The organism is Glaciimonas sp. GG7 (assembly GCF_052976905.1).
Map to the genome: position 1 here is coordinate 1 of NZ_JBRIIQ010000068.1, position 22,420 is coordinate 22,420.

At 44.9% G+C, this 22,420-nt stretch carries 26 protein-coding genes and 1 pseudogene; all 27 read left to right on the forward strand.

Annotated elements, in window-relative coordinates; all coding sequences use genetic code 11:
• Positions 1 to 247: hypothetical protein (locus ACVBEF_RS14875; RefSeq protein ID WP_447124723.1), on the forward strand; the 247-nt coding region annotated here is incomplete at its 5' end.
• Positions 248 to 471: 224 nt separating this feature from the next.
• Positions 472 to 825 (forward strand): hypothetical protein, encoded by a 354-nt coding sequence (locus ACVBEF_RS14880; protein WP_447124724.1) that lies wholly within the window; start codon positions 472 to 474, stop codon positions 823 to 825.
• 224 nt (positions 826 to 1,049) lie between these two features.
• Positions 1,050 to 1,371 (forward strand): annotated as a pseudogene (locus tag ACVBEF_RS14885) (DUF4372 domain-containing protein); the annotation flags it as partial.
• Between the two features lie 806 nt (positions 1,372 to 2,177).
• Positions 2,178 to 3,413: an FHA domain-containing protein gene (locus ACVBEF_RS14890; RefSeq protein ID WP_447124725.1), complete on the forward strand. Its 1,236-nt coding sequence runs from the start codon at positions 2,178 to 2,180 to the stop codon at positions 3,411 to 3,413.
• A gap of 26 nt (positions 3,414 to 3,439) precedes the next feature.
• Positions 3,440 to 3,676 (forward strand): EscF/YscF/HrpA family type III secretion system needle major subunit, encoded by a 237-nt coding sequence (locus ACVBEF_RS14895; protein ID WP_447124726.1) that lies wholly within the window; start codon positions 3,440 to 3,442, stop codon positions 3,674 to 3,676.
• 6 nt (positions 3,677 to 3,682) lie between these two features.
• The gene (locus ACVBEF_RS14900; RefSeq protein WP_447124727.1) at positions 3,683 to 4,210 is read left to right on the forward strand and encodes an RNA polymerase sigma factor; all 528 of its coding nucleotides are present in this window, start codon (positions 3,683 to 3,685) and stop codon (positions 4,208 to 4,210) included.
• A gap of 4 nt (positions 4,211 to 4,214) precedes the next feature.
• A complete protein-coding gene (locus ACVBEF_RS14905; protein ID WP_447124728.1) occupies positions 4,215 to 4,634 on the forward strand; it encodes a tetratricopeptide repeat protein in 420 nt (139 codons plus the stop codon).
• 19 nt (positions 4,635 to 4,653) lie between these two features.
• Complete coding sequence (locus tag ACVBEF_RS14910; protein ID WP_447124729.1) at positions 4,654 to 5,106, forward strand: hypothetical protein; 453 nt, start codon at positions 4,654 to 4,656, stop codon at positions 5,104 to 5,106.
• Positions 5,103 to 5,480: a hypothetical protein gene (locus tag ACVBEF_RS14915; protein WP_447124730.1), complete on the forward strand. Its 378-nt coding sequence runs from the start codon at positions 5,103 to 5,105 to the stop codon at positions 5,478 to 5,480. Before ACVBEF_RS14910 ends, ACVBEF_RS14915 begins: the two co-directional genes overlap by 4 nt.
• Entirely contained in the window at positions 5,480 to 6,250 is a 771-nt protein-coding gene (locus ACVBEF_RS14920) for a hypothetical protein (RefSeq protein WP_447124731.1), read from the forward strand. The genes ACVBEF_RS14915 and ACVBEF_RS14920 overlap by 1 nt, the downstream gene beginning before the upstream one ends.
• A 15-nt stretch (positions 6,251 to 6,265) precedes the next feature.
• Complete coding sequence (locus ACVBEF_RS14925; protein ID WP_447124732.1) at positions 6,266 to 6,991, forward strand: SctK family type III secretion system sorting platform protein; 726 nt, start codon at positions 6,266 to 6,268, stop codon at positions 6,989 to 6,991.
• A complete protein-coding gene (gene sctL / locus ACVBEF_RS14930; RefSeq protein WP_447124733.1) occupies positions 6,982 to 7,560 on the forward strand; it encodes a type III secretion system stator protein SctL in 579 nt (192 codons plus the stop codon). The genes ACVBEF_RS14925 and sctL overlap by 10 nt, the downstream gene beginning before the upstream one ends.
• Positions 7,557 to 8,885: a type III secretion system ATPase SctN gene (gene sctN, locus ACVBEF_RS14935; protein ID WP_447124734.1), complete on the forward strand. Its 1,329-nt coding sequence runs from the start codon at positions 7,557 to 7,559 to the stop codon at positions 8,883 to 8,885. The genes sctL and sctN overlap by 4 nt, the downstream gene beginning before the upstream one ends.
• A complete protein-coding gene (locus ACVBEF_RS14940; RefSeq protein WP_447124735.1) occupies positions 8,873 to 9,358 on the forward strand; it encodes a hypothetical protein in 486 nt (161 codons plus the stop codon). The genes sctN and ACVBEF_RS14940 overlap by 13 nt, the downstream gene beginning before the upstream one ends.
• A 37-nt stretch (positions 9,359 to 9,395) precedes the next feature.
• Positions 9,396 to 10,127 (forward strand): hypothetical protein, encoded by a 732-nt coding sequence (locus tag ACVBEF_RS14945; protein ID WP_447124736.1) that lies wholly within the window; start codon positions 9,396 to 9,398, stop codon positions 10,125 to 10,127.
• Complete coding sequence (gene sctQ, locus ACVBEF_RS14950; RefSeq protein WP_447124737.1) at positions 10,111 to 11,304, forward strand: type III secretion system cytoplasmic ring protein SctQ; 1,194 nt, start codon at positions 10,111 to 10,113, stop codon at positions 11,302 to 11,304. The genes ACVBEF_RS14945 and sctQ overlap by 17 nt, the downstream gene beginning before the upstream one ends.
• Positions 11,304 to 11,963: a type III secretion system export apparatus subunit SctR gene (gene sctR, locus ACVBEF_RS14955; RefSeq protein ID WP_447124738.1), complete on the forward strand. Its 660-nt coding sequence runs from the start codon at positions 11,304 to 11,306 to the stop codon at positions 11,961 to 11,963. Before sctQ ends, sctR begins: the two co-directional genes overlap by 1 nt.
• The gene (locus tag ACVBEF_RS14960; protein WP_447124739.1) at positions 11,963 to 12,226 is read left to right on the forward strand and encodes a flagellar biosynthetic protein FliQ; all 264 of its coding nucleotides are present in this window, start codon (positions 11,963 to 11,965) and stop codon (positions 12,224 to 12,226) included. The genes sctR and ACVBEF_RS14960 overlap by 1 nt, the downstream gene beginning before the upstream one ends.
• Positions 12,226 to 13,023, forward strand: coding sequence for a type III secretion system export apparatus subunit SctT (sctT, locus tag ACVBEF_RS14965; protein ID WP_447124740.1), 798 nt, complete (start codon positions 12,226 to 12,228; stop codon positions 13,021 to 13,023). The genes ACVBEF_RS14960 and sctT overlap by 1 nt, the downstream gene beginning before the upstream one ends.
• Positions 13,020 to 14,114, forward strand: coding sequence for an EscU/YscU/HrcU family type III secretion system export apparatus switch protein (locus tag ACVBEF_RS14970; protein ID WP_447124741.1), 1,095 nt, complete (start codon positions 13,020 to 13,022; stop codon positions 14,112 to 14,114). Before sctT ends, ACVBEF_RS14970 begins: the two co-directional genes overlap by 4 nt.
• 61 nt (positions 14,115 to 14,175) lie before the next feature.
• Positions 14,176 to 14,610: a CesT family type III secretion system chaperone gene (locus ACVBEF_RS14975; protein ID WP_447124742.1), complete on the forward strand. Its 435-nt coding sequence runs from the start codon at positions 14,176 to 14,178 to the stop codon at positions 14,608 to 14,610.
• Positions 14,611 to 14,784: 174 nt separating this feature from the next.
• Positions 14,785 to 16,566: a type III secretion system outer membrane ring subunit SctC gene (gene sctC, locus ACVBEF_RS14980; RefSeq protein ID WP_447124743.1), complete on the forward strand. Its 1,782-nt coding sequence runs from the start codon at positions 14,785 to 14,787 to the stop codon at positions 16,564 to 16,566.
• Positions 16,567 to 16,588: 22 nt separating this feature from the next.
• Complete coding sequence (locus ACVBEF_RS14985) at positions 16,589 to 17,650, forward strand: TyeA family type III secretion system gatekeeper subunit (protein ID WP_447124744.1); 1,062 nt, start codon at positions 16,589 to 16,591, stop codon at positions 17,648 to 17,650.
• Positions 17,651 to 17,683: 33 nt separating this feature from the next.
• Positions 17,684 to 18,094, forward strand: coding sequence for a hypothetical protein (locus ACVBEF_RS14990; protein ID WP_447124745.1), 411 nt, complete (start codon positions 17,684 to 17,686; stop codon positions 18,092 to 18,094).
• A 1-nt stretch (position 18,095) separates the two neighbouring features.
• Positions 18,096 to 20,210, forward strand: coding sequence for a type III secretion system export apparatus subunit SctV (sctV, locus tag ACVBEF_RS14995; RefSeq protein WP_447124746.1), 2,115 nt, complete (start codon positions 18,096 to 18,098; stop codon positions 20,208 to 20,210).
• A 435-nt stretch (positions 20,211 to 20,645) separates the two neighbouring features.
• Positions 20,646 to 21,938, forward strand: a complete 1,293-nt coding sequence (locus ACVBEF_RS15000) for a hypothetical protein (RefSeq protein WP_447124747.1) — start codon at positions 20,646 to 20,648, stop codon at positions 21,936 to 21,938.
• Positions 21,939 to 22,068: 130 nt separating this feature from the next.
• Positions 22,069 to 22,341 carry a hypothetical protein gene (locus ACVBEF_RS15005; protein WP_447124748.1) on the forward strand — a complete coding sequence of 91 codons (273 nt, stop codon included), beginning with the start codon at positions 22,069 to 22,071 and terminating at the stop codon, positions 22,339 to 22,341.
• Positions 22,342 to 22,420 lie beyond the last annotated feature (79 nt).

The following is a 22,420-nucleotide window of genomic DNA, read 5'->3' on the forward strand; positions in this document are numbered from 1 at the left end:
AGCTTCTCTAAGCGCCCGGTTCATCGAGCACGAATCGATCAGTTCCGGCGAAATCGGCCTTGTCCAGCACATGCGCGACGGCGGCAAGATTGCCAAGGCTGGTCAAGAGGTCCGCATGATCGCTATCGCTCGTGAATATGCCGCTGTGGCAGGAATCACCGGCGGGCAAACAGATGAAGCGATCGATGCAACGACAACTTGCTTTATGTCGTGGCTCAAGAGTCGAGGCGGTGGCGGCAATCAGTAACGTAGCACGATCTTGTCCAGCGTGAAGGCGTTCTTTGAGTCGTATGGTGAGTCTCGCTTATCCGATATGAAAGATACGTCTGGGCGCATCACATGCAACCGGGCCGGATTTCGCCAGACCGCTGACGGAGTGCAGGAGTACTTTGTATTGACCGAAGCGTATAAGCGGAACGTGTGCGTGGGGTTCGATATGAAGACTGTTGATAAGGTTTTAATTGAGGCCGGATGGCTCGAACCAGATGGGCTAGTAAGAGCAGCGCAAAGCAAGCGATTGCCGGAATTGGGAAAAACTTGCTACTACGTTTTCACCTCCAAAATGTGGGAGGGCTAACCAAATGGAGCGATGTATTCAAGAATAATTATCAGGATATGCAAAAATTCGTGGTTCCAGCGGTTCCACTGGTTCCGCGAGTCGGAGAGCAAATTCTGGCGCTGTTCTCGCTGGAACCAAAGTACAAAAGTACTAAAAAACGTTTTGGTTCCACTGGTCCCAATATCTACTTGCAGGAACTAGTGGAACAAAATTATGGGCGTCGAAGGGGCGCATATGCAACAACATGTAATCAATATCCGGATTGAGTCTACGACCAAATTAGTAGCTGAGATGGCGAAATGGGCTGATGCCTGTGCCAGATATGCCACCAACCTTGTGTGGACTTCAAAAGCTCATTCCCATATCTGATAAGCACTGGAACGAATGTGATCTTACAGATGAAAACTGGAATTTGCTTGATACGATATTGTGCTACCTGCCAAAAATATCAAAAAATATTGTAGAAAAGGCTGAGATGGCGTTCGCGTAACTGACTTATAGGGAATCGCTGCGCGACATCGAAATCAATTTGCGTGCACAAGCCCATCGGCTGTATCACATGGGCTTTCGATGTTCGACCATTTCTCGCAATACATTGGCCAACGCGAATGCCACGCGTCCCTGGCAAATCTACGCCGATCTTGCGCGGCATTTGATTGCGATGGCGCGCCCTCAGTATGCCAACGAACCATTTGGGGTGGAGCTGGACGCGACGGTCTACGCGTTCGACGCCAAAACGATCGATCTGTGTTTGTCAGTGTATCCGTGGGCATTGTTTCGATCCGCCAAAGTGGTAGTCAAATTGTACACACCGCTCAGCACAATTCAGCACTCTGATTTGATATTTTATGTTAGCGCAAACAAAAAATTAAATAATGACAGCTATGACACTGTCCTGCTGGCTCGTTCGCTTTGGCAGAAAAAAATGCTCGCAGGTCATTCTTGAATATTGAAATAAATTTCTAAATCCGAAAAAATGATCAGTAGTTCACATCTATTTAATAATCATCATATTTCCATCGAGATTGATTATTTCTATCATCTTATAGTTCGCTTCGAATTTACTGCTATTCAATTTATTAATCAGGTGCAACTAAGTCAGCCAATTCGGATGCCAATAGATATCGATTCAATCGTCATAGGCTGTCGATAGCGTCATTGATAGTTGGGTTTTTGACCTTCGGAATTCGATTCCTTATCAGACGATTACTATTAAATTTTCAGATCGGAAGTTGAACGGTTTCATTGACTTTGGTCGGAGTTGCTCTTGTAGCTAACTACTGATTAGGTGATGGTCCTGCTTACACGTATGCCTTAAGTTCAGTATTTATAGGGGTGACTGGTACTTACTTTAGCAAGTCACTAAAAGAATAAAATATGTTTGGATAGTATTAAAAACTAAGGTTATTGCACTTTATAAGCATCGTTAATTTAGTTTTCGTTGATGTCGAATGACCTTCGTAATGAAAGAATAATCAGAGCAGAAAAGCTGCGATAAAGTCGCGATGTTTGGATGCCAGATTTGACAATGAAGTTGGAGACTTTGCCTCCGCTTACGGACGATCATGGATATTTTTATGGTGATGTTTTATGTTGTTGAAAAATGAGCAGTGACACAATGGAGTTACGTATTTTATGGGGAGAGCAAGTCGGTGCAGCACTTTCGATTGAACGTGAACGCGTCTATGCGGTGGGCTGTGGAAACGAAAATGACATTGTGTTATCTGGACAAGGTGTTTTGCCACAGCATTTTCATATTCAATTAATTGATACAGGATTTTCGGTCTCTTTCCTGCCTATAGATGGCAAGCCACCTAAGCAAAAAGAACCACGTATCTTGCGACATGGCGATGTATTGGGTATAGGAAGTGTCGGTTTGACGGTGGATGCAGTTTCAGCGCCGTGGCCTACACCAGAAGAAAGCTTGAAGGCGCTGGAACTATCTTCGCCTAAAGATGCGAAAAAATGGTTGGCGCGGCCATCTTGCATAAATCGAAAACGCTTGCTGTTGGTCTTTTTGATCGTTGTTGGAGTGGGAAGTTATTTTGGTATTAAGACGCTCTTAATTGATTCTAATATTCAAGCTCCTATTTCAGGCGAGGATTCTGGGAAGTTATTACAAAATATTAAAGCGATTATTGCTGAACATGGTTATGTCGATCGTATAGAAATTAGCTCGACAAAAGGAAAAGTGGTGTTGCGAGGGTATTTGCCGGGAAATCAGCAATTGCGCACATTTGAGCGTGCGTTAGCACCTTGGAACGATCGGATTGAAGTGCATCTATATTCAGAAACTATAGTGCTGAATATGGCAAAAAAATTCTTACTCATAGAGGATGGTGCATTAAAAACTGAAATTGACTACTTGGGGCGCGCCAGAATCTATGGCATGACTATGAACTATAAAAATTTTGAACGAGTGACGCAGGGGCTAAAGAAAAATGTACCAGCATTACGAGATGTGAAATTTTCCTTGGTTTCAATCGACGAAATGCAGGCATGGATTAAAGAGTGGTCAGTTAAGGAAGATGCTGATTTTTTAAAAGTATCCGAGCAGCTTGATGGTAATTTCATGATTACAGGTAGAGCCACTGCAAAGCAGCGAGCAAGATTGATTTTATGGTTTGAAAAAAAATCTGAGTTACTTCATCGCATTATTCCATTGCAATTCAACCTTGATGAGTTGCCTGAAATTAAAGAGAAGCCATTGAAAATCCGGGCCGCTATCACCGGCACTGTGCCGTATGTGTTGCTGGAGTCTGGAGAGAGAATTTTTGTAGCGGGTGAAGTAAATGGAAAGGTTTTGAAGTCACTGACGCCGAAGGGTGCAGTGTTTGTCCCAATATTAGAGTAACGATTTTATTTAAAGGTTTGAAATACATGAGCTCGACATCATTCAACAGTGTTCAAGAAACTATAGGCGTTGCTGCTGCTACTGCTGATGCTGATTTTATGAAAAAATTAAAAGAATTTGGTGACAAAAAAGATGTTTCTACGCAAGAGTTATTAGCGTTTCAGGTGGAAATGCAAAAGTGGAGTTTGTTTACTTCCACAGCGGGTACGGTACAGCAAAAATATGGTGATGTGGTTCAGGACATCCTTAAGAAAATGGGCTGATTTAGTGTGGATAAGCATAGCCAGGAAATCTTTAAAAAAACACTTAGCGAAAACTATTCAGGTCTTTTGCATTTTGTATCAAAGAAGATCGGTGATAAAGGCGCAGCGGAAGACACTTTGCAAGAAGGATTATTAAGTGCATTCCAAGCCTTACCGCAATTTCGGGGAGAGTCTAGTTTGAAGACATGGATCTTCGGTATTTTACAAAATAAAATCCGTGATCATTACTACCAGCAAGGACGTCACAAGGCCGTGATAGATGCTTCCAATGATGTCGACGAAAGTATCGAAACATCGATAGCGCTTGGAACTACGTTGAGCGCGCAAGAGCAATTCGCTGAATTGGAAAAATTGACGCGATTAGATGATTTTCTTCAGCTGTTACCTGATGAGATGCAGCATGCAATCTATGAAATAGGTGTGGAGGGAAAGAGTTACGAAGAAGTTTCCCAAGCCACAGGAATTCCTATGGGAACCCTTGCAAGCCGGGTTTCACGCGCAAGACAACAGTTGAAGCAGGCACTGGAAGAGTAAGAAAATGATGCATGTAACAGAGGATGAAAACGCTAATCATAATTGTATAACTGATGACCAGTTAGAAGCACTTTATGCGCGAGGTTGCCAACTGTATCGGCATGGCATGTGTCAAGAAGCAGAAAATGTATTTCTGTATATTTTGATATTTCAACCAACCGTTAAACGCTATCTTAAGGCATTGGGCTTGGTCAGGATGGATCGTCGAAAATATGCTGCGGCATTACTACCATTAACGACGGCGGTCCTGCAGGATCCAGATCCGACAATGATGTTTTTATTAGGCGAATGTTTGGTGAAAATTGGTGAAAAAGAGAAGGCTATAGAAATACTCAGTAAAACGGAAGCACTCGCCAAAGCGGCGGGTGATGTGAAAACTGCGAAAAATGCAGCTGCATGGCTGAAAATTTGTAGCATGACTTGAATGGGACTAAAGGTTGACTATGTTTGAATATATTCGCTTCCAGACGGCAATAAAAACCGTATTGGCGCATATTGGTTTTAAGGATGTACCGGGACCGTCTTCTAATAAATATGTCCTAAAAATTAACGAAGAAATTGATATAACTTTTATTGTTGATATGGAGGATGAAGTCATGACCATGTTGGCATGGGTGGCTGACTTTCCAGATATTCAGAACGAGGTTTTAGTTATGCATTTGTTGCGAAGAAATATGCTACATCAACGCTTGCCGATCATCTCCATTGGTCCATTAAATGAAAAAATTATGTTGAAGTGCGCGGTTGATTTAAGCCGCGATGGTGATTATTTTGTGAATTCTGCCTTCGATCGGATGGTGCATATAACGAGGGAAGAAAAGAAAAAAATTCGGTCGTTGATGGCGCAAGAGATTAAGAACGAATTACATTTTTCACATAGGAATGACATTCAATGAGTGCATTACATCAACTAGCTTTAGTTCAGTCATTTGACAACGAATTAAAGAGTCCATTAACGATGGCTGAGATGATTGCTGATGCCCGGCTGATTGCACCGGACCGTCATGTAGTACAAAATTTTGAGTCTGTACTGGCAAGCGAAAACCGTCAGTTTTCATTTGCACAATATGCGTCTTCTGACGATGCTACATCGTATATTTCGGATGCTTTTAAAGAGCATCCAGTAACGCCCATACCGGAAGAATTATCAGCGAGCGGAATGTTGGCATTCAATAAAAAATTAGAAATCACTATGGTTAGTTATCAAATTGGCGGACATTTTATTACGAAGTCGGCGAATCATATCGATCAACTCGTGCGGATTCAGTAATGGCTTTGATTGTTAATGTTTTAAAAAAAATACTTTTTTCTTGCCTTTTTATCTTTTTGACAGGTTGTGGTAATTCTTCAGTGGAAATAGCCGGTGGATTATCGAAACTTGAAGTACGCAATATCGCATCAGCCTTAAGTGCGGTTGGTATCGTTGTCAACGTTAGTGAAAATCGGGATGGTGAATCCACTATATTTGTAGATAAAGCAGATGAGAAAGAGAGTCGTAGTTTGCTACACGATCAGGGTTTACCGCGCAAACGATACGATAACCTTGGCGACGTTTTCAAAAAAGATGGATTGTTCTCGTCGCCATTGGAAGAGCGTGCTCGTTATGTCCATGCGCTGGGACAGCAATTGGAGGAGTCCATCTCAAACATTGATGGTGTGATGTACGTGACTGTTCATCCTGTTTTACCAAAGAGAGCATCATTGATTGAGGAGGAGACGCCTGCTTCTGCTGGTGTACTAATAAAGTATGACAATTTGGTTGAGTTTGATCGAATAGTGCCTGAAATACGGCAATTTGTAGCACGTTCGATACCCAATCTTGAGATAGATAGAGTGTCAGTGGTAGTGATTCCGACGTCCAGATCGACGCTCATAAACAATACCGAAAATAGGCTAATGAATGATGTGCCACAGCGTGCTCTTCCCTTGTTCGTAATATTGTTGTTGGCATTTATCGTGTGTGCTGCACTGTCAGTTTTTGTCTGGTGGTATTTACGTACCAGACGTACGTTGAAACCTAGCGATAGTATTGAAAATTAAAATGTGTGACTGATAATGTATTTCAACGAAAAAAATATCGATGGTGATTCGTGGCGAAATTATTCTCAGACTGCACTTGCGCTAGCGAAATTTCGCGCGTTACCAAGTCAATGGATGCACGTTAGCTGGCGTGATAAATTTGTCGATAATTCTACATTAGCGAGAATGTTGTTTGAAGGTCGACATGGACACAAGGCATTATCCCGTCATGTTCTACACGAGCTTAATCTGACTGCGGAAGATACTTTTGATGGAACTTTACCTGCGTTGACTATTGCCATGACTTACTCAATTTCTGAGCTTGAGCGGATCGCCCTATTTATCGGAATGATACTTAGCGCAGACACTGTCAGGCAGGCTTTGAGTCAAGAGTCTGTGGCGGCGTGGCGGGAATGTCTGGGCGACTCTTTACATACATTTTTATGTCGTCAAGCGCCGTTACTGGCAGGTAGAAAGTTTTTTTATACGCCATATAAATTAAAGCCAGATGAATATTTAGCTGCCGCCTCCGAGTCTGGATACAACCTGTTGCGTAAGGCATGCCTGGGTGTTCCTGAAGTAATTTCCCAGCGATTTTTATTAAAACTGCCGCGGGTTCCCTTGGTTCAAATATCGTCTGTCCCCGAGGCAGTTCAACAATTTTCTCAGTATGAGGTTTGGCCGTGGATTCAACGCATCACCGTAATGAAGGAAACAATCGAGTTGACCCAGCATCTGGTGCGACCGACTTCATGCGCATAGACCCAACAGCGCGGATATTACGTGTCAAAGATCTTGGCGTGCGCTACGACGCTGAAGCAATATTGTTTGAAGCGCAGGAAGAGGCGCATAAAATTTTGGAACATGCCCGACAGGAGCGCGAAGCCGAGTGCCGAGCTGGGTATGCGGAAGGTCTTGCAAAGGCGCAGGGTGAACAAGCTCGTGAAATGGCGAAGTTGGCGCAAGCCCATGTATTGGTACTTAAGTCGACAGAACGTGAGCTGATGCGCTTATCGCTTGCAATTGCAGAAACGTTGATAGGTGATATCCCGCGCGGTGAACAGGTCAGTCGATTGGTTCATCAGGCGTTAGCGCAATTGATTGACGAGAAGGGTGGGGTGACGGTGTATGTTCACCCTGCACATATGGAGGAAGTTACTGCACGTCTTGCTGACTTGTATGGCATGGTTTCTCCGATGCCAATTGTGATGTCGGATAGTAAGCTTGATCAAGACGCTTGCAGGATTATAACGGCAAGCGGCAATGTTGAGGGTAGTTTGACGCATCAATTGGCGGCTGTGGCTGAGGCATTCGAACAGAGTCGGACATGATTCAGACAAACTATTTTGCAGGTGAAAAATACCATAATCTTTTGAGAAGTATTCCCCTATTCAAGGTTAAAGGGAAAGTCGAACGAATAGCCGGTGTTATTTTACGTGCCAAGGTGCCCTATGCACGTATTGGTGATCTATGCCTGCTACGCTGTCCTGATCATGGATGGGAGCGCTACGCTGAAGTTGTTGGATTGGAACCCGGTATCGCGTTGTTGTCGCCGATGGGCGAGATGGATGGTATTTCATTCAATACCGAAGTAATTATGACCGGGCGTCCCTATCAGATTGCAGTGGGAGATCAATTGATGGGATGCATATTGGACGGCTACGGCAATCCTGGCACCGGCAGTTTAAAACTACCAACTTATTTACCTCTGAACGTTTCTGTCAATGCGGCTGCGCCGAATCCCATGACGCGAAAAATTATTCACACACCGATGTCGGTGGGCGTGAGAGCAATTGATGGTTTATTGACGTGCGCTGAAGGTCAGCGTACGGGAATATTTGCGGCCGCAGGGGTTGGTAAAACATCCTTGCTATCGATGCTAATCAAAGGATCGACTCCAGACGTTTACGTGATTGCCCTGATCGGCGAGCGCGGGCGCGAAGTACGTGAATTTATCGAACGTGATTTAGGTCCAGAAGACTTAAAAAAAACAGTCGTGGTAGTAGCAACCTCGGATCGTCCTGCATCGGAACGCCTGAAAGCCGGCTTGGTGGCGACTACGGTTGCGGAGTATTTCCGCGATCAGGGGAAGCGTGTCTTACTGGTAGTCGATTCGATCACGCGGCTGGCACGCGCCCAACGCGAGATTGGGCTTGCCATTGGTGAGGCACCAACCCGGCAAGGTTTCCCGCCGTCAGTATTCTCTTTATTACCAAGGGTTTTCGAGCGCGCTGGCATGAATGATAAAGGCTCTATTACTGCTTTTTATACAGTGCTAGTTGAGGGTGACGATATGACCGAGCCGGTAGCTGATGAAGTGCGATCCTTGCTCGATGGTCATATCATTTTGTCGCGAGAATTAGCATCCGAAAACCACTATCCGGCGATTGATGTACTGGCCAGTGTTAGCCGGGTGATGAATAACGTGGTAACACCGGAGCACCGTCGTTTAGCCGCGCGTATGCGCCAGTTGCTTGCCAAGCATAAAGAGATCGAATTATTAGTGCGCTTGGGAGAGTATCAGGCAGGTAATGATGCAGAGGGAGACGAAGCGGTCAAAAAAATTGACAATATTAAGAACTTTTTACAGCAACCTTTGGATAGCATCCTGTCATTCGAAAAAATCATAAAGGGGTTGCAAACATGTCTGGCATAAAATTTCACGCACTTGCTAAGGAGATTCTAAAAATACGCCAGTTGAAACTTCGTAAGGCCGAGCGAGAGTGGGCACGTTGCTGTCGGATTGAGAGCAAACAACAGGAACTCTACGCTGAAGCTGATGCAGTTTGGAACGAAAAAAATGTGTCTTTTCAAGACGATAAACGAAGACTTTTTGATCAACTTAGCGAAAAACGGGTTGGCATAATAGATATTGCCAATGTCAGAAGACAAGAAGGCCAATTGCACCAGAACCTAACTGAATTAGCGCATAAGCGCACGACCGCAGAAAATGAGCATGCCCAGGCCGCCAATGTATTGGCAAAGGCTAATGATGTAAAAACTGAGGCAGTACGGCGGGAAGAGAAATTTAAAATACTGGTGGCGCAAAGTAGCCGACCGGCGAAACTTGAACAAGAACGTATCGATGTGAAGAAATTTGAACGCCCTTTTTTGCATCGGCGTGATTAATCGCATAACGCCTATATACGTATAAGAGAAAATAGTAATGACGGATTTAATTCGCGCGTCTTCAGGCTCGTATCAATCAACTGACACCAGTCGTACCAAGCCGGTTTCATCATGCTCAAAATCAGCGGATACGACCAATGCAGAACGGTTTAGACGGTATTTTTGTGATGAGCAAGATAAGCTTAAAAAAGACTGTTTATTCAAAAAAAACGGTGTTGATCTTACTGAAGAAAATTATGGTGTGGAGATATCGAAGTGCTCTTATTCGCCTTCTAATGATCCGACGAGTATTGATTTTTCCGAGCTATTTGATGGTTCTATAGATGGCTCTGATGTATGGGCAGGCGATGCGATTTCACACACGAAATTGCAATTTAATTCTATGACGAGCTCTAGTGTGATAGCCGATCCTATTCAGATTCAAACACCAGCTTTGGCCGGACATGCGAGTTTGCAGGGATTGTCGGGAATGGGAACGCTTTTGAGTGAATTTGAAACAGCGGCAGCGGCAGCTTTATCTGGTAATAACCAAACTGTGCGCGAAGTTAAGGTAGTTATTAATTCTTCAGCCTTGGGGGCGACTCTGGCTAATATTGTTAGCACTCCTCAGTATGTACAAATATCCGTATTATCCGCTTCGGCTAACACCCTCTCATGGTTGCATAAGCAGCAGAAAACAATGTCTTCCGAGTTGGGAATACGATTGGGACGCGATGTGAAATTTATGGTGAAGGACGATGAGGCGATAGGGAATGATGATGTTTTCTGATGTGACCATAGCGGGGAAAACAGAGAGTTGGAAGCCAGTTCAGTTGAAGAAAATCATGGCATCTGATGCTGATATGTTCAATACGCTATATCGTATTTGTACCGGTGATATTTTTATTTCCGACGAGCGTTGGGGATTCAGCATGGGTCCTGGTAGTGCGATTATCGATACGGAGTCGCCTTATCTTTTACGGGCATCTGGAGAGTGGCTGGGTTATCCATTTGAAATATTATTTCCCAAATGGTTATTTCGACATACCCTGAACACCGAACTTGGGCAGACCGAAGGTTTGTCAGTAGTACCTGATATTTTTGAGGCCGTATCTCACAACATTGTTGGTTTGTGGCTTTCAGATTTACCTTTTCAGGATCAATTAAAAATTGATAAAGTCGACTTCCAATCTTTATCGCACATCACTTCAGAACTTACTCAGTTACGCCTCATATTACGAAAAAATGCGTACGATCCAATGATGGCGATCCGTGCTGAAGTGAGTGTTGCACTGCATGAAAATATTTTGCGAGAAATTGTCCGGCAATGGGGGCATCTATTACATTATCGAGAAAATTCTATATTGGAATCCGTCAGACTCCCGTTGTGCCTGGATATCGGATCGGTACAATTTGGACTTGGCACGCTACACAGTTTATCCGTCGGCGATACGGTCTTCTTTGACCAACATCCCAGTCTTGAAAATATGCTGGGCATCATTATTACCATTTTTGGAAAGAACGTTCTTCACGCAGATATTGATTTTGGCGGAAGTATGACAATGAGAGATATGGACAATCAGGAAACGCAAAATTTTGATCGGAAGACATTATTAAATAACTTAAATGATGAGTCTTCTTTAGAGGATTTGGAATTGTTTAATGCATATGAAGATGATGAGTTGTCGAGTGAAATCGACGCTGAAAGTGATATGCCACAGGAAAATATACAGTCATCACCCGTACTAGCCGATGTACCACTTACCTTGCACTTCGATATAGGTCAGCGAAATATGACCCTATCGGAAATCGCTGCACTGACGCCGGGTGTTGTAGTTCAAATCGACCGGGCGCTTCCTAAGTTGGTTAACATTACGCTTAACGACCAATTGATCGGGCGCGGTGAACTGGTGCAGATAGAAGATCGTATCGGCGTGCAAATTACAGAATTTTTGGGCGGTGGTTAATGGAGCAATTTACACCACTGACTCTCGCGTTTTCTCTTGCGTTATTCAGTTTGGTGCCATTTATCGTTGTAATGACCACCTCCTTTCTGAAGATCGCGGTGGTCTCGATGTTGCTCAGAAATGCATTGGGCGTGCAGCAAATTCCACCTAACATCGTCCTCTATGGCATCGCATTAATTCTTTCCGTCTACGTCATGGGGCCGATTTTTTTGCATATGTACGAGGTCCTGAGACAAACGCCGGAAGCAATGACTTCGCTTGAGTTGTTTATTGAAACCATCCTGCGTGCAGCAGAGCCTCTTCGTAATTTTCTGGTCAGCAATACGCACCCATCACAAACCGAATTTTTTCTCTCAGCAATTAAAAAAATATGGCCGCCTGAACTTGTCGCCTCAGCGACTGGTTCGGACTTTTTAATATTGATACCATCATTTCTTGTCACCGAATTGACCGAAGCATTTGAAATTGGATTTTTGCTTTATATCCCATTTGTCATCATCGACCTAATTGTACAAAGTATTTTGCTTGCGCTCGGGATGATGATGCTATCGCCGATGACGGTTTCTTTGCCGCTTAAATTATTGTTGTTCATTATGGCCGAGGGCTGGGCGCGGATGTATTCCGGGCTAGTGCTTTCTTACGCGCACGGAGGGGGGTAATGAATCCGGATGATTTCCTACAAATTACTAACTCATCGTTGGTATTGATGCTGCAACTCGTGGTTCCTCTTGTTGCATTGATTGCCTTGATTGGTATTGTAATTTCTCTGTTGCAAGCAGCAACTCAGATTCAGGATCAGACCCTCGCTTTCTTCGTTAAGTTATGTGTGACGTTTGGTATGTTGATGGCTATGGGGAGCTGGATGGGTAGCCGTTTACTTGGGTTAATGCTGGATATGTTGAATTATTTGCCCCTTATTTAATGGACATCGCCGCACAATTTGGACCGCATTGGAACGGCCTGTCCGCATGGGTTGCCGCATTTCCTCGCGCCATGGTTTTTTTTATGGTGATCCCTGTTTTGCAAAAAGACGTCGTGCCAGGTCTGTTGCGCGCGTGCGTGATTGGTGCGATTTGTTTGCCGCTGATTCCGTTAATGGCAATTTCACAATTATCATTAGAGGGCAGCATTGCAGCGCCAACCATTGCTGTGATTTTTAAAGAAATTGTTATCGGGTTAATGCTGGGATTACCAATCGCATGGATATTCTCCGCCATCGAAAGTGCAGGTATGTTGATCGATACCCAAAGTGGATCGCAGGTTGCCAGCGTCATCAATCCGATGACCTCAAGTGAAAGCGCGATCCTTGGTACTTTTATGCCATGGTTTTTTTTGGCATTTTTTGTATTAGCTGGTGGGCTCTCTCTATTGATAGATGTTTTGTACCATAGTTATTTGTTGTGGCCGATCGATTCTGTATGGCCGGTGTTTACGGGTGTCGGGCTCGGCTGGTGGCTGGATCAATTTTCCCGGTATGCAGGACTCACCTTGTTGCTGGCGGCGCCGGTATTGATCTGTACATTTTTTATCGATATAGGTTTTGGATTTTTAGGTAAGTTTTCTCCGAAGATGCAGCTTTTTATTTTGGCAATGCCGTTAAAAAATATCGTTGCGATTTTGTTGATGTTGTTTTATTTGAGCGCATTAATGGGGCGTTTTGATGGATTTTTACGCACGATGAAGGTCAATGCTTTGGGAGCCCTCGGGGTATTGCAGTGAGCGAAAAAACCGAAAAACCCACCCCTCGGAAATTAAGAGATGCGAAAAAAGAAGGACAGGTTACACGTAGCGAAATACTCACCAACACCGTAGTGTTCTCCGTTCTGTTGACGTTACTTTTTTTCGGCGGTGCATGGATGGCGGAGTATTTGGTGGGTATTCTTAGCGCGGCGACCAGTGTTATGAATTTGCCGTTCGACGTTGCAATACGTGTTCTTGGAAAAGCGTTATTCATGACATTCTGGTTGATAGTAGGTGCTTTTTTATTGCTCTCTATATTAACTTCAATATTTATTCAGTTAGTACAAATAGGACCATCTTTTTCTGCAAAACTGGTCACTCCTAGTCTTAAAAAGCTAAACGTAAAAAGTAATATCGGAGAGATATTTTCGGCCAATACATTGGCTGAAATTGTACGTATGGTGATTAGTGCATGCATACTTTTTTTAGTGGTTTGGACAGTTGTAAAAGGTAATTTGAGTTTAGTACTGAGTTTGTTGTGGGGAGGTGTTCCAGATATCGTCACTGTCACTAGTAAATTGCTTTTTCAAATTGTATTGATGATATTTTTTATTTTTGCGATTCTGGCGATTCTGGATTGGTTCTGGCAGCATCATCGCACTATCAAAAAATTGATGATGAAGCGTGAAGAGGTTAAGAAAGACCATAAAGAAGATCAAGGTGATCCTGAAATGAAAAATCGTCGGACGGATCTTTTCAAAGATATTTTGTTCGGTACAGACAATGTTGTGAAACAGTCGACCGTAGTAGTAAAAAATCCGACGCATTTTGCAGTGGCATTATTTTACGATCCTAATATTACGCCCTTACCGGTCGTGGTTGCTAAGGGAAAAGATAGTGCGGCGATGGCGATTCTCTTGGTTGCGGAACGCGAAAAAGTACCAATCATTCAGCATATTCCAGTGGCAAGAGCGCTTTACCACACGGTAGATACCGACACTTATATTCCGATGGAGTTGATTAAGCAGGTTGCCGCCATTATTGCAGTGGCACAGCAACTTAAACAGATGAATTCGAGCGAGGTGGTCCGGATGGATTTGGATGACGATGATGCCGATCATGTGCAGTAACCGATTAGTTCGGACGATAAATCGAGAAGTACAGCCATAAAATCAGAAGGGGAAATTAATAATGTACAGAGTTAATGCAGGCCGTACCAACTGGCAAAATTATTTTTCACAACTTGGTTTTGGGGATGGGAAGTTCGACGATGAGGGTTTTCTCGAACTCATGATCGATGGGCGCTATCAGGTGCTGTGTTTTATCGATAACGCACAACTAACTTTGACTACACGGATTGGTTTGCTTTCTGCGGAGCCTGAGCAATACGACTATTTGTTATCGCAAGTTCTACAGCAGGCGACACAAAGTGCATATGAGAGAAAAGAAGTTCCTGTCCTTGATAGTGATATGAGAACTCTTTTGTTACAGCGCTCTTTTGATAAAGAGACACCGATCGATTTATTTCAGACGTTTTTTTTTGAGTTTCTCAACGTTGCGGATGTTTGGCGAGATTGGTTCAAACTCACCTCACGCGCGCAAGGTCGTCTGTCCATACGAATGTAAGCTGGAATGATCAAAATTATTTAGCAGTGTTACTTATCCTGACTAGATATTTTTTGTGTGGAGGTTTGATAAGTTCTTTGTGGGAATGACTCTCTCTAAGTTGTCATACTGAATTTTGAGGCTACGTGTTCGCCAGTTCAATGATTTTTTACGTAACACAACGGAAATGATGCAATGAAAGTTTCGAAAAAAAAGACAGCTATTTTATGGCTTGCGATGTTTGTAATGATTGCTCCGGCTTTGGCCAACAATGTACCTCTTACCCCTCTTCGGGCCAGCAATACGCTACCGGCTTCTATATTGCGCGATAACACTTTACCGGCTCCTATCTGGGGCGGCAGTTCTCTGCCGGCTCCTATTCGAGGCGGTAATCTGCTATCACCAAGTGTCGCACCCTGGCCGGAGGAGCCGTATTCCTATGTGGGAACGCGTACGCCCATTCGTCAAGTTTTACAAGATTTTGCACTTAGTTTCGGTATGCAGACGAGTATCGATCCATCAGTAAAGGGCGATCTGAATGGCGAAGTAATGGCCAGTAATCCATCCAAATTTCTTGATCGATTGAGCGGGCTATATAGCATTGACTGGTACGTTAATCATGGCGTCTTGACGGTTACCCAGCAAAGTCAGCGGGAACGCAAAGTCATTAGTGTGCCGCGCGAGGCGTTGGGGCACATGAAGGCTGTATTGTCGAGTATGGGTGTCCATGATGCGCGCTTCGGCTGGGGTGAGCTACCTGGACAATCTGTTATTGCCGTGTTCGGACCGCCAGCATATGTGGATGCAGTAGCAAACACAATTGGCTTACTTACCTCAGACTCTCTAAAGCAGACAATCGGTGTATTCAAGTTGAAATATGCGAGCGTACAGGACCGCGTCATTGCCTACCGTAATAAAGAAATTGTGGTGCCAGGTATTGCTCAACTGTTGCAGCAAATGGCCGGTCGCGTGGCTACCACTCAAGGTAAAGAGGGGGAGGCGGATAGGGAACCGATACCTGCACCATCATGGGGTGCTTTACAAAATATCATGGTTGCTGCGGATGTCAGAACCAATTCAGTCATCGTGGGGGCATCTTCAGAGATGCTACCGATGTATCAAAAAATGATAGAACAATTAGATCATGCCGCGCCACTGATTCAGATTGAAGCCACGATCATTGATGTCGACTCAAGCGATATCGACCAGTTGGGTGTTGATTGGAGTATGTCTGTCAACGGTGTAAGTGCAGGGGTCAACAACACAGGTGAGTCCAGCCCTATGGATATTGCGGGGGTATTAGCTAACAAGGCAACCTCTGCCATGATCAGTACAGTGCTGCCGGGTGGTACGAATATGTTGGCGCGCATTTATGCATTGCAAAAAGAAGGGCGGGCGCAAGTTGTATCTAAGCCCTCTATTTTAGGTACTGATAACACCTTAGCGATGTTTGATCTGAACGAGACCTATCACATCCTCAATCGAGGTGATCGAGCGGTAGAAACCCTGCCGGTCACTACTGGCCTGTCACTCAGAGTAACGCCGCGCGTAGTCCATGGTATTGGCGAGAAAACTTCCAGAGTCGCGCTCCAACTGGATATTGAAGATGGTCATTTTTCCAAGATGGATAAAGTTGAGAATCTGCCTGTTGTGAAACGCAGCACTATCAGTACTCAGGCGGTGATCGGCGATGGCGAAAGCCTATTAATCGCGGGCCATCGTTTAAACGAAACGCAAACCACTATGAGCAAGGTACCGTTACTGGGCAGCTTGCCGTGGATCGGGGGCTTGTTTCGTCATACCAGTGAAAAGCAAGTCAACCGCACGCGGTATTTTCTAATTACGCCCACTGTCGTGCCTGAAGGTGTGTTGCATCAGGCCACGTCGGATGCATTAAGCGTGCTACCAGCGCAATCGAAGCAGCTTAATTCTTCGCCTACATTGCTGGATGTATCGGATGCCGGTGCGAGTGAGTGAAACGCCACTTTAAGGTGAACCCATGTTGAATATAGCTTCTGCTGCTTCTGCTGTATCACGATCCTCGCATACCGATCCTGTTAATAGTGTGCGACCAACATCGCCATTAGGGAGAGGAGAGGGTGGTATTAGACCCAACGCCGCTAGTGGGCCTAAGAGTGTTCAAAAATTTACGACGATGGCGCGTAATGCTGCCCTGAAACGTGGGGTGGGTCTGTTAATGCGTGCGCCGCAGTGTCGCGCTCAACGTATGCAGTTAGTGGCAATGGCCAAGAGAGTTGTTTCTTCCAGAGGCAGTGCTCTCGATTCAGCACGGAAGGAAACCGATAACCCGACTGAGCAGATGCTGGTATTGGAAATTGCCAGTAGTGAAATGTCATCCGATGGGGGTGAGAATGATTTCATGCAACAGATACGGGCCGCGCAGCAAGCCATCGATGAAGAGCATGCAACCCAGATTCGGGCGGAGCTAAATGCCTTTGAGGCATCGTGGAGCTTCGGTAAAACTGATGCTGAGGCGGCTAATTTTCGTGCGGGCTATAGTTCTCTGGTCGCGCTGGCGCTTGCTGGGGATTCGCTGGCCGGATCGATTGATGAAATTCTCAAACGTTTTAAAAAGAATTTACGGCAAGCGTTGACCTTATTGCTGCAAGTGGCTGGAGAGGAACTTGATACCCAATGGGCTTCTTGCGAGCCGGAGTATTTGCATCTCTTGCGCGGGATACTTTATGACGCTGCCAGTTTCGCCATGGTGTTGGATCAGTGGGAAAAATTCTTCGAGTTGCTACGGAAGAAAAATGCCTTGGTCAGAGATCAAGTTGAGGATGACGAAGATACAGTCAAGATAACGCGTGAATTAGTAAAAATAGGTCGCGAAAAATGGGTTGTTCCGCTGAAATTTTCTAGTATGGCGGATCGTTATATGCGCCCCAGTACGCACTGGCGCTTGTATTTTTTGGGGCGCGTACATCAAACACTACGTAAGTTTCCTGATAGATTATTTTTTGATGATGTGTCGCGTGACAGAACTTTATCCGCGATTCAGGAAGCCGTTGATGGCGAGGCAGAAAAAGAACCTTTGTAACAGCGTACCGTATCGATTTTTTAGGGTAATACAGTGAATTTACAGCAAGCCATTGCAGATTTTTGCCACGTCAGATCGCTCGACTACGCACCCGGAGAATGGGAGCAGGAGCCGTTAATCATTACCATCACTCTTGATTCACAACACGAACTTGTATTGGAGCTTTCCAACGATGAGTTGCTAGTGTTGTTGCTCTTGCCGGAGTGCTATCCCAATGAGCAGCGCATGGCTAGTTTGTTAGCGATGGTCCATTATCGCGAAGGTTGGCCAGTCACGATTATGGCGGGATTAACCGATCAGGATATGCGCCTGCTGCTGCTGATCAGGCTACCTGTGCAAGACATTGATGGCAGCGATATCGAGACTGCTGTTACGACGTTACAACAAGTTGAACAACGCTGGATGTCACAGCGTACCGCCCCTCTATTATTAAGCGATTTGTAAAATGCAAGCTTTTCTAACCTCACTGCGAGGATTTCCTCGTCCTAAGATATTGCAGGCTGATGCTGCCTTGTTAGGTCTCGTCATCGCGATTCTGGCGATGATGATTTTGCCGATGCCGACGATATTGATCGACGTACTTATCGGACTTAATTTGTCGATCACGGTGGTCCTTTTGGTTGTGGCGCTGCAAATCAATACGCCATTAAAGTTGTCTTCGTTCCCAACGCTGCTGCTGCTATCGACTTTATTTCGACTTGCTTTGTCGATTTCCACTACGCGTTTGATCTTGTTGCAGGGGGATGCCGGATCGGTGATTCGTACCTTTGGTGATTTCGTGGTTGGCGGAAATATGATTGTCGGGTTAATCGTATTTTTAATTTTGACCCTAGTGCAATTTATCGTCATCACAAAAGGTGCGGAGCGGGTGGCCGAAGTTGGTGCCCGATTCTCTCTTGATGGTATGCCAGGTAAGCAAATGTCGATTGACGGTGATGTGCGGGCAGGATCAGTAACGAAAGAGGACGCCAAGGAGCGACGCGGGAAAATTGAAATTGAAAGTAAGTTTTATGGCGCGATGGATGGTGCTATGAAATTTGTCAAAGGTGATGCGATTGCCGGACTCATTATCGTCGCCATCAATTTACTTGGCGGAGTTGGTGTTGCAGTACTTCAGCGAGGAATGGACTTCTCTACCGCGATTCAGAACTATTCTATTTTGACGATCGGGGACGGCCTGGTCAGCCAAATTCCTGCATTGTTGACATCGATAGCAGCGGGTTTGATCGTGACCCGCGTGGCGCAGGATGGAGATAAACCAACTAATATTGGGCAAGATATCGTTTTTCAATTATTTACTGAATCTAAGCCCCTGATATTCGGCGGTTTAGTCATGTCTGGCATAGCCTTCTTACCGGGCATGCCGATGGTCACCTTTATGATACTGGCCAGTAGTCTAATATTGCTAGGTGTATGGCGCTTAATCAGCGAGCACAAAAAAGCGAAAGATAGTAAAGACGAAGTGGGAACTGACGGGGTGCGCTTACAAAATGAGGATGGTACAAGTACTGGATATGATGATGCCAAAGGGCAAGTGTTTTCTGTCCCATTAGTTATCAGCCTCGCTCCCAGCTTGCGTGATCACCACACTTTGGCGGCGCTCAGTCGTGCCGTTACCAAGACCAAAAATGCAAAAAGTTTTGAGTTGGGAATTCCGTTTCCTGACATCTTGTTGCGCATTGATGAAACCTTGCCATCCCACAGTTGTGCTATGCATTTGAACGAAGTGCCGGTCGCCTCGTGGCGGATACCGCCGGGGTGTGTGCTAGCCCAATACGTCGATATACCTTTGCCTGAAAGGGATCATGATGGTGAGTTTGATGACGTGATTCCAGATGCTTTCCCTGAGTCGATCTGGGTTGAGGCTCGTCATGCCGAACTATTGCGCAGTGCCGGTAGCAAAGTCTTGGACGAGCTGGCGTTTTTCTCCACCTACATTGGCGTGTTGTTAGAGCGTAATGCAGCCGATTTATTTGGATTACAAGAAACCTGTTCATTATTAACCTCGCTTGAAACAACTTGCCCTGATTTAATTAAAGAATGCGATCGCATTATGCCCAAGACTCGCGTTGCCGAAGTCTTGCAGCGGTTGTTGGCAGAGGGGATCTCCGTGCGTAATCTGAAACGGATACTGGAAACCTTGATCCGTTGGGGCGGCAAGGAAAAAGATCCTTTGGTACTTACCGAATATGCCAGAGTTGAGATGAAGCGGCAGATTGTGCATAAATGTAGTGGTACCAGCAAAGTACTGACGGTGTATCTCTTATCGCATTCTCTGGAAGAAACTTTGCGTGCTGCAGTACGTCAGACCTCATCAGGAAGTTATGCCGTGCTAGAGCCTAATCAAACTAAACAATTATTAGAAGCCGTGAAGACGGCCGTTGGCGATCTGCGTGGGCGACGCGTGCTCCCTGTTCTGTTGACGCAAATGGATATCCGTCGTTATCTACGCAAATTAATTGAAGCAGCCTATCCCGAGCTGGCAGTGATCGCGCATCAAGAGTTAACGCAAGATATTGAATTGATGACTGTTGGGGAAATCGATATTGCACTCTCTTAAGTGCAGTTTAGCGAATCTTGGTGGAGCACACCTTTGTGCAAGAAAATTAAATTAACTTGATCCTGGAAACGGTAGTTGGACCTGCTTTAGTGTGGGTTTTTCTGGCTTTCTAGTTAGGTACGACGACGCGGCATACGGCATTCTGGAAGAAAGAGCACTGACGCCAGATAGTTGGAGAAAGTAATAGTGAAACATCGTTTTGAGCGGCATCAGCACTATTGTATTTTTATGTGTATTCGCTTGTTTTAAGATTACAGAGGCATTCACTTGTTCTGTTGGTGTTCATTGGCTTGCTGTGAAGCGAAAAGATTCAGCCCAAAATAAATTTACTATATACGGAAAAAAATAGATCCTTTTCTTACTATAGAAAAGTCCTGCCCTACGTCAGGGCTTTTCACTTCCTTACACAATAAATTTTGAAAGCGATGGACTAATATGATTGATTCTACGTACACGCCGTTGTTGACTACATCCAATGTCATGGTCACAAATCCAGATCAGACCGCTGCTGATATACACATTGAAGCCAATCAAGAACAGATGTCATCGCAGCCGAATTCATTAGCAAAGCAGTGCGAAGAAACTTTGCAGCTAATGTTGGTTTCCGCGCTGCACTCTGAGACGCCAGAAGCTCTTGAAATACGTGAACATTTAGAGGCGCTTTTGGAGCTGGCAGAAAAATTATTATCTGATGCGCACGAACAAGCGCCATCCAATGAGACTCTGGATCGTATGGCAGATATTGAAGAGTCTTTGAAACTAAAGACCGCTTTGTTACAAAGTCATCTGATTTATGGCGTAGTTTCTGGGCAGGACGGACTGACCCGCATCGCAGCCGTATCGAATACCTCTCCATCAGCAGATATGATGGATGCCGATGGTTTAATCAAAGACATTGAAAATTTTATCCAGGGCTTATCACCACAGACGATCCTCGCGCACCATAAAGACGGCATGATTAAAGAAATGTTCGAAATTCTGGCTAGCGGGTTGGGGCCGATGGACGAGACGGAGGTAGCTGATCTTATTAGCGAGATGCGAAAAATCCTTGAGAATGAAACGCCGAAGATGATTACAGCTGATTTACAGCTCATTCTTGATAAGAAAAATAGCGTAATCAAAGATAGATCTGAAATTTTTGCAGACCAGTTAAAGCAGATGCATGAGCGTTTCATTAGAGACATGCTGGAGGTGCCTGAGGTGCCTGAGGTGCCTGAGGGTGTTACGCCAACGATTGTTTTCTTCTATTTTATGATGATGATCAATAAAAAAATGAACGGTATCCAAGAAGTGAACGGATTACTAGCGCCTAGGTTGGGACAGTTCGCCGATGAGCAGTCGATGTCCCAAGCTCTGGCCCGAGCGCTAGAGGGAAAAGATGCTGGCGATGAGATAGATTATTCGGAATTGATTTCAGTGCATAAGTACTCTCCTTTGCGTAAGCCGGGCGATCCAGAGGATCTCAAGATGACGCTGAAGGAGATGATGGATGCCTCGAAAAACCGTGATCCAAATTTTCCAAAATTGCCGAATTCGAACTCCTTTAAGGATGCACTGATATTTAAGGAAGATTTGAAGATTCGCACTGGCATGAGTAGTAGTGATTTTAACCATAACGAGGATATGATCAATTTACAAAAACTTCGTCAGGATATGAATCTGTTTCAAAGTGATGCCGCTAGCGTACAAAAGGAAGTGGCAGATGTTCGACGTAAAATCCTTGGCTAAGTTGCGCTTTTATTATTAATAATGATAACTTGTCTGGTGTACTGCTTCGCAAGCAATGATGTATTGAAGTACCTACTCTCGGACATTACACTGGGCCTCAAAATTAACATCACACCAGAACGCAAAAAGTATGGCAACCACTCCTCCCATTGATACTGCTGCCGTAGATGCCTGGCTGGCTTCGATCAGTCAGGTTCTTGCGCATTCATCGCCCTCTGATAGTTCAACGCGTATGGCGCGATCTAAAGGGGGGGGCGGTGATGATGCTGTCTCCGGTATAGCCTTATCCCAATCCGTTTTGCCTCCTGGCTTAAGACATGTTGATGAGAAAGAATATCTCGCTATTTTCGATGAACTGCCGCCAGGTTTTCGTGCGTTGCGACGATACCTGTTACAGATATAAGGGGATGGCAGGGTAATAGGTAAGCGTATCGATTCGTGCTTGTCCGTGGTACTCGGCATAGAACTACTGAGTCGGAGAC